Below are 14,881 nucleotides of genomic sequence, written 5' to 3' on the forward strand. Positions count from 1 at the left end.
TTAGGCCCCCAGGGCGTTCTTGATCGCCGGGACGTGGGTGTCCAGGGCGTGCGGCAGGGACAGCGGCGAGGACGAGTACCCCGAGAGTACGTCCTGCTTGGTCGTCAGGAACAGCCCGTGGCCGGCGGCGATCGCCGGGATGGTCTCGAGCACGGGGTCCGTGCGGAACTTCTCGGCCTGGGCGTCGTCCTGGGCGGCGGCCACGAAGAGGTCGCTCTCGAGCTCGTCCGCGCGCTCCTTGGGCCACTCGCGCCAGAACTCCTTCTCGGAGACGTTCTTGGTGACCACGGGGGCCAGGGACAGGCCCAGCTCGGTGAAGAAGCGGGGGCGCCCGTCCGAGGGGCCGTAGAAGCCCAGGGACTGGGAGACGTCCCCGTAGATGAAGCTCTTGCCCCTGGCGTCACCGAGCTCCTCGGAGCGGGTGCGGATGAGCTCCTCGGTCTGGGAGATCAGGTCGTCGCCGGCCTGGGAGCGCCCCAGGGCCTGGGCGGTCACCCGCTGCATGTCCTGCCACGAGTTCACCCACGGGCCCGTGGGGTAGGCCACCGTGGGGGCGATCTTGGTCAGGCGCTCGTACTCCTCCTGGGTGACCCCGGAGTTCACGGCGATGATCAGGTCGGGGCTGAGCTGGGCGATCTCGGTGAAGTTCACGCCGTCGGACTCGTCCATGGTCTTCGGCGCCGTGCCGCCCAGGTCGGAGACCTTGGCGTCGAACCAGTCGGTGGAGCCCTTGTCGTTGCCGCCCCACGCCACCTTGGTCATGCCCACGGGAACCACGCCGAGTGCGGCCACGAAGTCCTGGGTGTTGCTCGCGCCCACGCACACCACGCGCTCGGGGGCCTTCTCCACGGTGGTGGACCCCAGGGCGTGCTTCACGGTCACGGGGAACGTGTCGGTGGGAGTGGAGGGCGCCGAGGCGCCCGGTGCCGCGTCCGAACCGCCGCCGTCCCGAGAGCCGGTGGAGCACGCCGTGAGCCCTACCAGGGCGGTCACGGCCAGGCCGGAGCCGAGCAGGGTGCGGCGGCTGAGCTGGCGGTGGGGCTGGGACGAGTCGCGGGACATGGGCTCTCCTCGAGCGGTGAATTTGATAAGGTTTGCCTAACCTAATTCACTCGCTTGAGGGGTCGCAAGTGGGCTGTCCGTCCCGCGGCCCGTTTCCCCGCCCCCGCGCGGCGCCCAGCCTCAGGAGGTGGTGCGGATCACCTTGTGCGGTGCCGCCTGGGCCACGGGCTTGAGGGTCAGCGTGTCGATGTTCACGTGGTGCGGCAGCTCCACCGCGAACGCGCAGACCTCCGCGACGTCCTCGCCGGTGAGCGGTTCGGCCACGCCCGCGTAGACCTTCTCCGCGGCGGTCCGGTCCCCGCCCAGGCGGTTGAGGGAGAACTCGGGGGTGTGCACGAGTCCGGGCGCGATCTCCACGACCCGCACGTTGTGCTCGGCCTCTTCCAGCCGCAGCGCCTCGGTCATCGCGCGCTCGGCGTACTTGGCGGCGTTGTACCCGGCACCGCCCTCGTACGCCCGGATCGCGGCCAGGGAGGTGAGGTTCAGCACCGTGCCCCGCCCGTTGGCGCGCAGCGCGGGCAGGAACGCCCGGGTGACCCGCAGGGTGCCCAGCACGTTGACCTCGTACATCCACTGCCAGCCCTCGGGGTCCGCGTCCGCCACGGAGTCCGTGCCGCGCGCCCCGCCGGAGATGTTGAGCACCGCGTCCACGGTCCCCTGCTCGGTGAGCACGCGGTCCCGCAGCGCGTCCACCTGCGCCTGATCGGTCACGTCCGTGGGCGCGGCGATCGCCCCGGTCTGCTCCGCGAGCTCCGCAAGCCGCTCCTCGCGCCGGGCCACGGCGTACACCGTCCACCCGCTCGCGCGCAGCCGCCGCACCGTGGCCTCGCCGATGCCGGTGCTCGCTCCGGAGACCACCGCCACCTTGCCCGCCCCCGCCGTGCCGGGGGTGCCGTATGCCGATTCCGTGTTCTGCGTCATGCCCCGCAGTCTACGGAGCACGACGCCGCACGGCCGGGTCCACGGGCCTGCGAGCGTTCCCGGGCCGGGTGCCGGGCAACGTCTCGCTGGTGCGTGCCGCCGGCGGTGGGGACGGGCCCTGACGCGCACCGGTGACCGGGCGGCGTCGTCCCCCGGGGATTCGAAGCGGGGAAAAACCCCGTGAGAGACTGGGCGCATGGCACACGAGATGACGGGTACAGACACGCCCGAGACCCCTGACCACGCAGCGACCACCGCCACGGTGAGCGTTCCGGATAAGCCGGCCCTGGAGGGCCTGGAGGAAAAGTACGCCGCGCAGTGGCGCGAGCACGGGACCTACGCGTTCCGCGAGGACACGGACCGGGAGTCCGTGTACTCCATCGACACTCCCCCGCCCACGGCGTCCGGCTCCCTGCACGTGGGGCACATGTTCTCCTACACGCAGACGGACGTGATCGCCCGCTTCCAGCGCATGAGCGGCAAGAACGTGTTCTACCCGCTGGGCTGGGACGACAACGGCCTGCCCACCGAGCGCCGCGTACAGAACTACTACGGCGTGCGCTGCGAGCCCGGCCGCCCGTACGTGGAGGGCTACCATCCGCCGGAGAAGCCCGCCAAGAACCAGCGGGACTGGGACGTGGTCTCCCGCCAGAACTTCATCGAGCTGTGCGAGGAGCTCGCCGTGGAGGACGAGAAGGTGTTCGAGCACCTGTTCTCCACGCTGGGCCTGTCCGTGGACTGGAACCGCACCTACCGCACGATCGACGCGCACTCCCGCAAGGTCTCGCAGCTCGCGTTCCTCGAGGACTACGAGGCCGGCAACGCCTACATGGCCGAGGCACCCACCATGTGGGACGTCACGTTCCGCACCGCGGTGGCCCAGGCCGAGCTGGAGGACCGCGAGCGCGAGGGCGCCTACCACCGGGTCTCGTTCCACCGCCCGGACGGCGAGAAGGTGTTCATCGAGACCACCCGCCCCGAGCTGCTGCCCGCGTGCGTGGCCCTGGTGGCCCACCCGGACGACGAGCGCTACCAGCACCTGTTCGGCACCACCGTGCGCTCCCCGCTGTTCGACGTGGAGGTGGAGGTCAAGGCGCACGCGCTGGCCAAGCCGGACAAGGGCTCGGGCATCGCCATGATCTGCACGTTCGGCGACCTCACGGACGTGACGTGGTGGCGTGAGCTGGACCTGCCCACACGGGCCCTGATCGGACGCGACGGCCGCTTCCAGGCCGAGCAGCCCGAGTGGATCGCGGACGGCACCCCCGCCGAGCGCTACGCGGAGGTGGCCGGCAAGACCGTGTTCTCCGCGCAGAAGGCCGTGGTGGACATGCTCCGCGAGTCCGGGGACCTGGAAGGCGAGCCCAAGAAGATCATGCACCCGGTGAACTTCTACGAGAAGGGCGACAAGCCCCTCGAGGTGGTCACCTCCCGCCAGTGGTACATCCGCAACGGCGGCCGGGACGCCGAGCGCCGTGACGTGCTGATCCAGCGCGGCCGCGAGATGGCCTGGCACCCCTCGTTCATGCGCTCGCGCTACGAGAACTGGATCGAGGGCCTCAACGGGGACTGGCTGATCTCCCGCCAGCGCTTCTTCGGTGTGCCCTTCCCTGTCTGGTACCCGCTGGACGCCTCCGGGGAGCCGGACTACGAGCACCCCGTGCTGCCCTCCCCCGAGCAGCTTCCGGTGGACCCCGCCGCGGACACCGCCCCGGGCTACACCGAGGAGCAGCGGGACCAGCCCGGCGGGTTCATGGCGGACCCGGACGTGCTGGACACGTGGGCCACCTCCTCCTTGACCCCGCAGATCGCCACGGGATGGGGCGTGGACGAGGAGCTGCACGCCAAGACCTTCCCCATGGACCTGCGCCCGCAGGGCCACGACATCATCCGCACGTGGCTGTTCTCCACCGTGGTGCGCGCCGAGACGCTGGCTGGTTCCGTGCCGTGGACCAACACGGCGCTGTCCGGGTGGATCCTGGACCCGGACCGCAAGAAGATGTCCAAGTCCAAGGGCAACGTGGTGGTCCCCACGGATGTGCTCGAGAAGTACGGCGCGGACGCCGTGCGCTACTGGGCGGCCTCGGCACGCCTGGGAGCGGACACCGCGTACGACGAGGGGCAGATGAAGATCGGGCGCCGCCTGGCCATCAAGCTGCTCAACGCGTCCAAGTTCGTGCTGGCCCAGGGCGTCACCGAGGCCTCCGTGCTGGGCTCCGGCACGGATGCCTCCGTGGTGACCAACGGCCTGGACCGCTCCCTGCTGGCCCAGCTGTCCACGGTGGTGCAGCGCGCCACCGCCGCGTTCCGCGAGTACGAGTACGCCCGGGCGCTGCAGCTGATCGAGTCCTTCTTCTGGACGTTCACGGACGACTACGTGGAGCTCGTGAAGGACCGCGCCTACGGTTCCCGCGGGGAGGAGGCTCAGGCGTCCGTGCACGCGGCCCTGGCCACCACCCTGGACACCGTGCTGCGGCTCTTCGCACCGTTCATCCCGTTCGCCACCGAGGAGGTCTGGTCCTGGTGGCGCACCGGCTCGGTGCACCGCGCGTCCTGGCCCGTGACCGACGGCTACGCCGGCGTTGCGGCCGAGGGTGACCCCGAGGTGCTCACCGTGGTGGGCGAGGCCCTGTCCGGGCTGCGCAAGTCCAAGTCCGAGGCCAAGGTCAAGCAGCGCACTGCGGTGCTCTCCGCCACGGTCTCCGCACCCGCGACCCAGCTGGAGCAGCTGCGTGCCGGACTCGAGGACCTCAAGGCGGCGGGCAACGCCGCGGACCTCACGCTCTCCCCCGCCGAGGGTGAGCTTAGCGTGAGCGGCGTGGAGCTGGAGCAGACCGAGGAGGCCTGACCCGGTTCCCCGGAGAAACACAACGGCGGGCCCCGGACATCGTCCGGGGCCCGCCGTCTGCGGAACGGGTCGGGGACCTCAGCTGAAGTCGGGGCCCTTCTCGCGGCCGCGCTTGAGCTCGTAGAACCCCGGGTAGGAGGCCAGCGCCAGCGCACCGTCCCAGACCTTCCCGGCCTCCTCGCCCTTGGGCGCGGGGGTGAACACGGGGCCGAAGAAGCCGACGCCGTTGACGGCGATCACGGGCGTGCCGATGTCCTTGCCGGCCACGGCCCGCGCCTCGTCCGTGGAGGCGCGCAGGGCGGCGTCGTAGTCCGTGGAGTCCTTGGCGGACGCGAGCTCCGCGGGCAGCCCGACCTCCGCGAGGGACTCGGTGATGATCTGCTCCAGGTCCTCCATACCGCCGGGGTGGCGGCGCGTGCCCATGGCGTCGTAGAGCTTCTTGCGGTACTCGTCCCCGTGCTGCTGCGCGGCGGCCTCGACCACGCGCACGAGCCACATGGACTCGTCGTGGCCGTGGTGGTGGTTGTCCGGGTTGTCCTCGTTGAGGATGCCCAGGGAGATGATCTTCCAGTCCACCTCCACGTCACGGACGCGCACGACCTCCTCCATCCAGCGGGAGGTCATCCATGCCCACGGGCACAGGGGGTCGAACCAGAAGTCGACGTGCTGCTTCTCAGCCATGAGAGTTCCTTTCGTTGGTTCGTGCGGCGTGTCACGCTGACTTGTGACGACGCCGCTCGGCCTCGATCATCTCGTGCGTGAAGATCTCGGGGTCCGCGATCTTGGCCACGGCGTCCTCGGTCACGAGCACGGCGGCGATGTCGTCCCGGCCCGGGAGGTCGAACATGACGGGCATGAGGATGTCCTCGAGGATCGCGCGCAGACCGCGGGCACCGGCGCCGCGCTCGAGCGCGAGCTTCGCGATGGCCTCCAGCGCCTGGGGGTCGAAGGTGAGCTCCACGCCGTCCAGCTGGAAGAGCTTGCGGTACTGCTTGACCAGCGCGTTGCGCGGTTCGGTGAGGATCCGCACCATGTCCGCAACTGAGAGCTTGGACAGCATGGTCACCACGGGCAGGCGGCCGATGAACTCGGGGATCAGGCCGAACTTCAACAGGTCCTCGGGCTGGACCTGCCCGGCGATGCCCACCTCGGTGGTGTCCTTGATGGGCGCGCCGAAGCCGATGCCCTTCTTGCCGGTGCGCTGCTGCACGATCTCCTCGAGACCGGCGAACGCACCGGCCACGATGAACAACACGTTGGTGGTGTCCAGGTGCAGGAACTCCTGCTGGGGGTGCTTGCGCCCGCCCTGCGGGGGCACCGACGCCACGGTGCCCTCGAGAATTTTCAGGAGCGCCTGCTGGACCCCTTCGCCCGATACGTCACGCGTGATCGAGGGGTTCTCCGATTTACGAGAAATCTTGTCGATCTCGTCAATGTAAATAATCCCCTGCTCCGCTTTCTTGAGATCGAAATCAGCGGCCTGGATGAGCTTGAGGAGAATATTCTCGACATCTTCACCGACATACCCGGCTTCCGTCAGGGACGTGGCGTCCGCGACCGCGAACGGCACGTCCAGCTTCTTGGCCAGCGACTGCGCGAGGTAGGTCTTGCCCGAGCCCGTGGGGCCCACGAGGAGGATGTTGGACTTGGCCACCTCGATGGCCTCTTCGTCCCCCTCCGCTCCAGCAATTGCGAGCGTGTGCCCGGAGACCCCGGCGCGGATGCGCTTGTAGTGGTTGTACACCGCCACGGCCAGCGCCCGCTTGGCGGGTTCCTGGCCGATCACGTACTCCTGGAGGTGATCGTAGATCTGCTGCGGGCGCGGGAGCTCCGTCTGGTCCGTCTCCGGGACCTCGGTGAGCTCCTCCTCGATGATCTCGTTGCACAGCTCGATGCACTCGTCGCAGATGTAGACGCGCGGGCCCGCAATGAGCTTGCGCACCTGCTTCTGGCTCTTGCCACAGAAGGAGCATTTGAGCAGGTCAACGCTCTCTCCGATGCGCGCCATGTGTCAGCCTCACAGTTCGTCGTGGCGGGTGCTGGGACCACTCTAGGCGAGGGGCGGGCGGTGCACCCAATCACCACCGCGGTGTCATGGGCAGCCCGCCGACGCTCGAACGGGACGCGGCCACGGCGGGCACCGGGTGCCCACCGTGGCCGCGTTCCACGCCGTGGCGGACCGCGTCAGGCCTGGGTCACCGTGGAGGGCTTGTTGATCTTGCGGGAGTCCAGGACCTGGTCGATGATCCCGTACTCCTGCGCCTCCTTGGCAGTGAGGATCTTGTCGCGCTCGATGTCGCGGTTGATGTCCTCCACGTTCTTGCTGGTGTGCAGCGCCATGGTCTCCTCGAGCCACGTGCGCATGCGCATGATCTCGTTGGCCTGGATCTCGATGTCCGAGGCCTGGCCGCCGCCCTGGCCCTCCATGGCGGGCTGGTGGATCAGCACGCGGGCGTTCGGCAGCGCGAGGCGCTTGCCCGGGGTGCCGCCGGCCAGCAGCACGGACGCCGCCGACGCCGCCTGGCCCAGGCACACGGTCTGGATCTCCGGGCGGATGTACTGCATGGTGTCGTAGATGGCCGTCATGGCCGTGAACGAGCCGCCCGGGGAGTTGATGTACATGGTGATGTCCCGGTCCGGGTCCTGGGACTCCAGCACGAGCAGCTGCGCCATGATGTCGTCCGCCGAGGTGTCGTCCACCTGGACGCCCAGGAAGATGATGCGGTCCTCGAACAGCTTGGTGTAGGGGTTCTGGCGGCGGTAGCCGTAGGGCGTGCGTTCCTCGAAGTCGGGGATCACGTAGCGGCTGGTGGGCAGCTGCGGTGCAGTGGCGTGAGGGAGGTTCATGAATCCGTCCTGAGAAGTCTGTGGGTGTGTCGTGGCGGGGCGGGGCGCGACTACTGCGCGTCCTTCATGGTCCCGCCGCCGCCGGTCACGTTGCTCGCGGACTGCGCGATGTGGTCGAAGAAGCCGTACTCCAGGGCACGCTGGGCGTCGAACCAGTTGTCGCGGTCGTTGTCGCGCAGGATGGTCTCGAGCGTCTGCCCGGTCTGCTCGGCGGTGAGCTCCGCGAGGCGCTGCTTCATGGAGAGGATCAGCTCCGCCTGCACGCGGATGTCCGAGGCCGTGCCGCCCATGCCACCCGAGGGCTGGTGCATGAGGATGCGGGCATTGGGGGTCGCGTAGCGCTTGCCCTTGGTCCCGGAGGAGAGCAGGAACTGCCCCATGGACGCCGCCAGACCGGTGGCCACGGTGACCACGTCGTTGGGGATCAGCTGCATGGTGTCGTAGATGGCCATGCCCGCGGTCACGGAGCCACCCGGGGAGTTGATGTACAGGAAGATGTCCGCCTCGGGGTCCTCGGCGGAGAGCAGCAGCATCTGCGAGCAGATGAGGTTGGCGTTGGTGTCCTTCACCTCGGAGCCCAGCCAGATGATGCGCTCCTTGAGCAGACGGTTGTAGACGTAGTCGTCCTGACCGCCCGGCGCCATGTCCTCCATGCGCGGAGAGGCCGGTGCGGCACCGTACGGCTGGTGGGGAGTGGAGGTCATGAATGCCCTCTTTCTTCTGGAAGGGTCGCCGCGGCTCGCCGGACGAGCGCGGGGCCCACGTACATTTCCTGAGTCAGAAGCGTAGTGCTCACCGTGTCCACCCAGCCCCAGATCCCGGGGCTGTTCGCTGGTGGCGCATGGTGGCACGCCCACGGCGAAACGCCGCGGCCGCCCCCGGTCAAGGGGCGGCCGCGGCGTCGTCTCACGCGTGCTCCGCCGGGGCGGAGTGGAGGATCACTCGCTGTCGGAAGCCTCGGCGTCCTCGTCCGCGGTGCCCACGAAGGAGGACAGGTCCACGGTGTTGCCCTTGGTGTCGGTGACCTTGGCGGTCTCCAGAACCTTGGCCAGCGCCTTGCGGCGGCGGACCTCGCCCACCATCATCCCGGCCTGGCCCGAACCGTCGAGCATCTGCGCGAACTGGTTCGGGTCCATGCCGTACTGCTGGGACATGGAGATGATGTAGTCGATCAGCTCGGACTGCTCCACGCCGACCTCTTCGGCCTCAGCCACGGCGTCCAGGATGATCTCGTTGCGGAACGCGGTCTCCGCGTTCTTGCGGACCTCGGCGCGGTGCTCCTCGGTGTCGTGGCCCGGCTCCGCGGAGGCCTGGGCCTGCTCGGAGTCGAAGTGCTGGGAGATCTGGTCCTCGATGACCTTCTCGGGCACGGGGACCTCGATGAGCTCCACGAGCTTGTCCAGGACCTTGTCGCGGGCCTCGATGCCCTGCTCCACCACGGCGGACTCGGCGGCCTGCTTCTTCAGGTCCTCCTTGAGCTCGGCAATGGTGTCGAACTCGGAGGCCAGCTGGGCGAACTCGTCGTCGGCCTCGGGCAGCTCGCGCTCCTTGACGGCGGTGACCTTGACCTTCACGGTGGCCTCGGCGCCGGAGTGCTCGCCACCGGCCAGGGTGGTCTCGAAGGTGGCGTCCTCACCCGCGGAGAGACCGGTCACGGCCTCGTCGATGCCCTCGAGCATGGTGCCGGAGCCCACCTCGTAGGAGAGGTCGTTGGCGGCGTCGACCTCGTCGCCGTCCACCAGGGCCTGCAGGTCCAGGGTCACGTGGTCACCCTCGGCCGCGGGGCGGTCCACGGACTTGAGGGTGCCGAAGCGGGCGCGCAGCTCGTCCAGGGCCCTCTGCTCGTCCTCGGCGGTGGCCTCGCGGGCCTCCACCTCCACCTCGAGGCCCTTGTAGTCGGGCAGCTCGATCTCGGGGCGGATGGCCACGGAGATCTCCACCTTGGTGTCGGCCTCGCGGTCGTTCTCCTCGGGCTTGGAGAGCACCTCCACCTGCGGCTGGGAGAGCGGGGTCAGCTCGTTCTCCGTGAGGGCCTGCTGGTAGAAGTTGTTGAGGCCCTCGTTCAGGGCGTTCTCCACCACGAAGTCGAAGCCCACGCGCTGGTCGATGAGCTTGGAGGGCGTCTTGCCCTTGCGGAAGCCGGGGATCTGGATCTGGTTGGCCAGCTCCTTGTAGGTCTCCTGCACAAAGGGCTTCAGATCCGCGTACGCGATGTCAATCGTGATCTTCGCCTCGGTGGGGTTGAGTTTCTCGACGGCGCTCTTCACTTCCGCTGTACTCCTGGGGTCGTTGGGTGCTTACGGCAACGGACCGGGGTCGGTCCGGTGGGTCGACGGGCGCTGCAGCACGGGTGCTGCGGTGCCCAGACGTCGGGGTGACAGGACTCGAACCTGCGATCTCCTGCTCCCAAAGCAGGCGCGCTAGCCACTGCGCTACACCCCGTGGTCGCGAGCTCGCCGGGCGGGCTGCGGGATCCCGCGCGAGCGCGGGACGAGGGCGCCGGACCACTCGGAGCGGGCCGACAACGTTCCACTCTATCGTGTCGCGGGGCCACGCCCGGAAATCGGGGCCCGGGACCGCGGGCGAGTGGAAGGCGGGGAGGGCCTCGTGTACTCTTTTCACGTCACCGGGGGCGTAGCTCAATGGTAGAGCCCCAGTCTTCCAAACTGGCTACGCGGGTTCGATTCCCGTCGCCCCCTCCAGACCCACGGAGAACCCCGCAGCGCCCGGCGTTGCCGGGTTCTCCGCATTTTGACGACGCCGCACGGTCACCGCAGCGGGCCGGCTGAGCTCCCCAAGTTTCCGGGCGTCCCCGAGTTCCCGGGCCTCCCCGACCTCAGGCCTGACAGCTCGGGCACCAGTACAGACCCCGGCCGTTGAGGTCCTTCTTCAGCACGGTGGTCCCGCACCGCAGGCACGGCTTCCCGTGGCGGTGGTAGACGTAGTTGGCGTGCTCGGGCCAGGCCTCGGCGTCCGGCACGCCCGGGCGGTCCACGGGGTCGGTGGTGATGATCCTGCCCACCCGCACACCCACGGCCATGAGGGCCACGTTCTCCTCCCACAGCCCCAAAAGGTCCTCCCGCGTGAGCGATGTGCCCGGGGTCATGGGGTCCACTCCGCGGCGGAAGAGGGACTCGGCCCGGAAGATGTTGCCGATCCCCGCCACCACGTGCTGCTCCATCAGCAGCACCCCGATGGGCCGTCGGGACCTCCCCGCGGCGGCGACGAACGGCTCGGGGTCGGCCTGCGGATCCAGCGGGTCCGGACCGAGCTTCGCCTCGGCGGCCGCGGCCTCCTCGGGGGTCTCGGCCACGCACAGCGCGGGGCCGCGCAGATCAGCCCAGCCGTGCTCCCCCGCGAGCCGGACCCGCACCGCACCCACGGGGGCCTCGGGAACCACCCGCCCGGCGTCGTCGTGGGCCACGGGGGCCGCCGCGGAGCCGGACTCGCGCTCCCCCAGCCGGCGCGGCGCGCCGATCGACGACGCCGCCGCGAACGTCTCGTCCCCCGCGAAGCTCCACGCGCCGTAGATCCCCAGGTGCGAGCGCAGCACGAGGACGTCCGTGGGGTCATCCGGCGCGGCGAAGTCCAGGTAGAGGAGCTTGCCGTGGGCCCTGGAGCGCGTCAGCACGCGGCCGTCGAGCAGCGCGGCGCCCGCGGAGAAGCGCCCCTGGGGGCTGCTCACGCGCAGCTGCTGCCCCTCGAAGAGGTCGGCCAGCTGGCGCGCGAGGCGGTGGACGGAGTGGCCCTCGGGCACGGGTGCTGGCCCCGCTCAGTTCGCGGTGAAGGGGCGCGTGGTGACCGCGGACAGCTTGCCCGCGATGTCCCCGGTGCGCTCGTACTCGCCCAGCTGGGCGATGCGGCGGACGTGGCGCTCGTCGCCCGAGAACGGCTCCGCGAGGAAGGTGAGGGCGAGCCCGAGGGCCTCCTCGAACTCGTGCTGACGTCCGCCGAGTGCCATCACCTGGGCGTCGTTGTGCTCGCGCGCGAGCTTGGCGGTGTCCTGGTTCCACACGAGCGCGGCGCGGATGCCCTCCACCGTGTTGGCCGCCATCTGCTCACCGTTGCCGGAACCGCCCAGCACGATCCCCAGGGAGTCCAGACCGTTCTCCCGGTCCTCCTTGACGCCCAGGGCGGCGCTGATGCAGAACGCGGGATAGTCGTCCGCGGCGTCGTACTCCACCGGCCCGTGGTCGATCATCTCGTACCCGTGCTCGGTGAGCTTCTCCATGAGGTGGTGCGAGAGCTCGAGGCCGGCGTGGTCGGTGGCAATGTGCACGCGCATGGGTGTCAGCAACTCCTGGCTTGGCGTGGGCGGTGCGCCGGGCGGCGCCCGCGGGGTCGGTGTGCGACCCCCACTGTATCGCCGCGCTCCCACGCCACCGGCCCGGACGGTCGGTGTCCGCCACGCACCGCCCGCCTGACGCGTGGGGAGGTGTGGCGGCTGTCATAATGACTGAATGCGCCGCGTGCGCATGGACTTGTCGTCGAGGAGAGGAACGCCGTCGTGCCCGGAACCAACCTGACCCGAGCGGAGGCCGCCGAGCGCGCCAAGGTCGTCTCGGTGCAGTCGTACCGAGTGGAGCTGGACCTCACCGAGGACCCCCGGACCTTCCGCGCGCGCACCACGGTGGCGTTCACCGCCGAGCCGGGGACGAGCACGTTCATCGACGCGATCACCGCCTCGGTGGAGTCCGTCACCCTCAACCGTGCGTCCCTCGACCCCGCCGAGGTCAGCGACGGCGAGCGCATCCAGCTCCCGGGGCTCGCGGCGCAGAACGAGCTGGTGGTCGAGTCCACCATGCACTACATGAACACGGGCGAGGGCCTGCACCGCTTCGTGGATCCGGCGGACGGTCAGGTGTACCTCTACTCGCAGTTCGAGGTCGCGGACACGCGCCGGATGTTCCCGGTGTTCGAGCAGCCGGACTTGAAGGCCACGTTCCAGTTCTGCGTGACGGCCCCCGCTGAGTGGGCCGTGGTCTCCAACCAGCCCAGCCCCGAGCCCGTGGCGGTCTCCGAGGGCGTGGCCCGCTGGGACTTCTCCCCCACGCCCGTGATGTCCTGCTACGTGACCGCGCTGATCGCCGGCCCGTACCTCAGCACCCGCGACAGCCTGGTCTCCTCCGACGGCCGCACCGTCGAGCTGGGGCTGTACGCGCGGCGCTCCCTGTTCGAGCACATGGACGCCGAGGAGATGTTCGAGGTCACCAAGCAGGGCTTCGAGTTCTTCGAGTCCCAGTTCGACACCCCCTACCCGTTCGAGAAGTACGACCAGCTCTTCGTGCCCCAGTTCAACGCGGGCGCCATGGAGAACGCGGGCGCGGTGACGTTCGTGGAGTCCTACATCTTCCGCTCCAAGCCTGCCCAGGCTCTCGTGGAGCGCCGCGCCATCACCGTGCTCCACGAGCTCGCGCACATGTGGTTCGGGGACCTGGTGACCATGCGCTGGTGGAACGACCTGTGGCTCAACGAGTCCTTCGCGGAGTACATGTCCACCCTGGCGTGCGCGCAGAACACGCAGTACACCAACGCCTGGACCACGTTCGTGGCCGGGGAGAAGTCCTGGGGGTACGCGCAGGACCAGCTGCCCACCACGCACCCCATCAAGGCCGAGATCCCGGACCTCGAGGCCGTGCTCGTGAACTTCGACGGCATCACCTACGCCAAGGGCGCCTCCGTGCTCAAGCAGCTCGTCGCGTGGGTGGGCCAGAAGGAGTTCATGGCCGGGCTCAAGCGGTACTTCGACAAGCACGCGTGGTCCAACACCGAGCTCTCCGACCTCATGGTGGAGCTCGAGGCCGCGAGCGGGCGTGACCTGACCGACTGGTCCGAGCGCTGGCTCGAGACCGCCGGGGTGAACACACTGGTCCCCCGCGTGGAGACCGACGACGACGGCGTGATCACCTCCTTCTCGATCGAGCAGATCGGCCAGGAGGGCCACCCCACCCTGCGTCCCCACCGCGTGGCCGTGGGCTTCTACGACCACCACGAGGACACCGGCCGGCTCACCCGCACGTTCCGCGTGGAGCTGGACGTGGACGGCGAGCTCACCGAGGTCCCCCAGCTTGTGGGCCGGGAGCGCCCGGACCTGGTGCTGCTCAACGACGACGACCTCGCCTACGCCAAGATCCGCCTGGACGAGTGCTCCCTGGCCACCGCCATGACCCACCTCGGGGACTTCGAGGAGTCACTGCCCCGCTCGCTCGTGTGGGCCGCGGCCTGGGACTCCGTGCACGACGGCGTGAGCCCCGCGAGCGACTACGTGGACCTGGTGCTGTCCAACGTGGGCCACGAGACCGACTCCACGGCCGTGCAGGTGCAGCTGCGCCAGCTGGACACCGCCCTGGACCGCTACCTGGCCCCGGAGCACGCGGACGAGGTGCGCGCAAGGGCCGCGGACACCCTGTGGGACCTCACTGCGGCGGCCGAGGCGGGCTCCGACCACCAGTGGCAGTTCTTCCGCGCCTTCCTGCGCCGCGCGTGCACCGAGGAGCAGGTGGACCGCGTGGCGGGCTTCTCCCGCGGCGAGGGCGTGCCCGAGGGCGTCGAGCTGGACACCGACACCCGCTGGGCGGTGCTCACCGCACTCGTGGCCGCGGGCCGCGCCGGGACCGACGAGATCGAGGCGGCCCTGCGCGAGGACAACACCGAGACCGGTGCGATCGCCGCGGCCACCGCGCGCGCCGCCGTGCCCACCCCCGAGGCCAAGGCCGAGACCTGGCGGCTGGTCGTGGAGCAGGGTGCCCTGCCCAACTCCCAGCAGCAGGCCGCGATCGCCGGCTTCTTCCGGGTGCACGACGACGCCCTGCTCACCCCGTACGCCTCCCGCTACTTCGCGGAGGTCACCGGCGTGTGGCGTGAGCGCACCCACGAGCTGGCCCAGCAGATCGCCGTGGGGCTCTTCCCCCGCAGCGCCAGGCAGGACACCGTGGACGCCGCCCAGCAGTTCCTGGACGGGCTGGATCCCGCCCACAGCGGTCTGCGCCGGATCGTGCTGGAGCGTCAGGACGCCGCGCGCCGCGGTGTCCGCGCCCAGCAGGTCGACGCCGCAGCCCGGGCCGAGCGCCCCGCCGACGGTTCGGACTCCGAGCGGTGAGCCCCGACCCCGGTCCCGCACGGGAACCCCACGCCACCGGCCCCGGGCCCCTGTCCCCGGACGCGGCCGCCCCGAGCGTGAACGTGCGCCGTCCGCTCGGGGCG

General features: G+C 69.9%; 11 protein-coding genes and 2 tRNA genes. 3 read left to right on the forward strand and 10 right to left on the reverse strand.

The features are described from left to right. Nucleotides 1–1,062 carry an ABC transporter substrate-binding protein gene (locus tag QL985_RS05395; RefSeq protein WP_259906029.1) on the reverse strand — a complete coding sequence of 354 codons (1,062 nt, stop codon included), beginning with the start codon at nt 1,060–1,062 and terminating at the stop codon, nt 1–3. A 120-nt stretch (nt 1,063–1,182) separates the two neighbouring features. Next, a complete protein-coding gene (locus QL985_RS05400; protein WP_259906028.1) occupies nt 1,183–1,983 on the reverse strand; it encodes an SDR family oxidoreductase in 801 nt (266 codons plus the stop codon). 196 nt (nt 1,984–2,179) lie between these two features. Between QL985_RS05400 and valS the strand changes: the two genes are divergently transcribed. Continuing rightward, nucleotides 2,180–4,831, forward strand: coding sequence for a valine--tRNA ligase (valS, locus tag QL985_RS05405; protein WP_259906027.1), 2,652 nt, complete (start codon nt 2,180–2,182; stop codon nt 4,829–4,831). Between the two features lie 78 nt (nt 4,832–4,909). On the opposite strand, the gene QL985_RS05410 is transcribed toward valS, so the two are convergent. The 6 genes from QL985_RS05410 to QL985_RS05435 all read right to left on the reverse strand — a co-directional run bounded on the left by QL985_RS05410 (nt 4,910) and on the right by QL985_RS05435 (nt 10,120). After that, nucleotides 4,910–5,512, reverse strand: a complete 603-nt coding sequence (locus QL985_RS05410) for a DsbA family protein (protein WP_259906477.1) — start codon at nt 5,510–5,512, stop codon at nt 4,910–4,912. A gap of 31 nt (nt 5,513–5,543) precedes the next feature. Further along, a complete protein-coding gene (clpX, locus tag QL985_RS05415; RefSeq protein WP_259906479.1) occupies nt 5,544–6,839 on the reverse strand; it encodes an ATP-dependent Clp protease ATP-binding subunit ClpX in 1,296 nt (431 codons plus the stop codon). Nucleotides 6,840–7,015: 176 nt separating this feature from the next. Then, the gene (locus QL985_RS05420; RefSeq protein WP_039100551.1) at nt 7,016–7,678 is read right to left on the reverse strand and encodes an ATP-dependent Clp protease proteolytic subunit; all 663 of its coding nucleotides are present in this window, start codon (nt 7,676–7,678) and stop codon (nt 7,016–7,018) included. Between the two features lie 50 nt (nt 7,679–7,728). Next, nucleotides 7,729–8,331 carry an ATP-dependent Clp protease proteolytic subunit gene (locus tag QL985_RS05425; RefSeq protein ID WP_029603092.1) on the reverse strand — a complete coding sequence of 201 codons (603 nt, stop codon included), beginning with the start codon at nt 8,329–8,331 and terminating at the stop codon, nt 7,729–7,731. Nucleotides 8,332–8,616: 285 nt separating this feature from the next. Next, on the reverse strand, nt 8,617–9,945 hold the full coding sequence (gene tig, locus QL985_RS05430) for a trigger factor (RefSeq protein ID WP_039100549.1): 1,329 nt from the start codon (nt 9,943–9,945) through the stop codon (nt 8,617–8,619). 102 nt (nt 9,946–10,047) lie between these two features. Further along, nucleotides 10,048–10,120, reverse strand: a tRNA-Pro gene (locus QL985_RS05435). A gap of 186 nt (nt 10,121–10,306) precedes the next feature. Between QL985_RS05435 and QL985_RS05440 the strand changes: the two genes are divergently transcribed. Continuing rightward, nucleotides 10,307–10,380, forward strand: a tRNA-Gly gene (locus tag QL985_RS05440). A 134-nt stretch (nt 10,381–10,514) separates the two neighbouring features. On the opposite strand, the gene QL985_RS05445 is transcribed toward QL985_RS05440, so the two are convergent. After that, nucleotides 10,515–11,435, reverse strand: coding sequence for a zinc finger domain-containing protein (locus tag QL985_RS05445; protein WP_144801732.1), 921 nt, complete (start codon nt 11,433–11,435; stop codon nt 10,515–10,517). A 15-nt stretch (nt 11,436–11,450) separates the two neighbouring features. Then, nucleotides 11,451–11,963: a ribose-5-phosphate isomerase gene (locus QL985_RS05450; RefSeq protein WP_101888324.1), complete on the reverse strand. Its 513-nt coding sequence runs from the start codon at nt 11,961–11,963 to the stop codon at nt 11,451–11,453. A gap of 222 nt (nt 11,964–12,185) precedes the next feature. On the opposite strand from QL985_RS05450, the gene pepN reads away from it, so the two are divergent. Then, entirely contained in the window at nt 12,186–14,777 is a 2,592-nt protein-coding gene (gene pepN / locus QL985_RS05455) for an aminopeptidase N (RefSeq protein WP_144801735.1), read from the forward strand. Nucleotides 14,778–14,881: the final 104 nt, after the last annotated feature.

The sequence above is a fragment of the Kocuria sp. APC 4018 genome (genome assembly GCF_030407675.1).
GTDB classification, from domain to species: Bacteria; Actinomycetota; Actinomycetes; order Actinomycetales; family Micrococcaceae; genus Kocuria; species Kocuria rhizophila.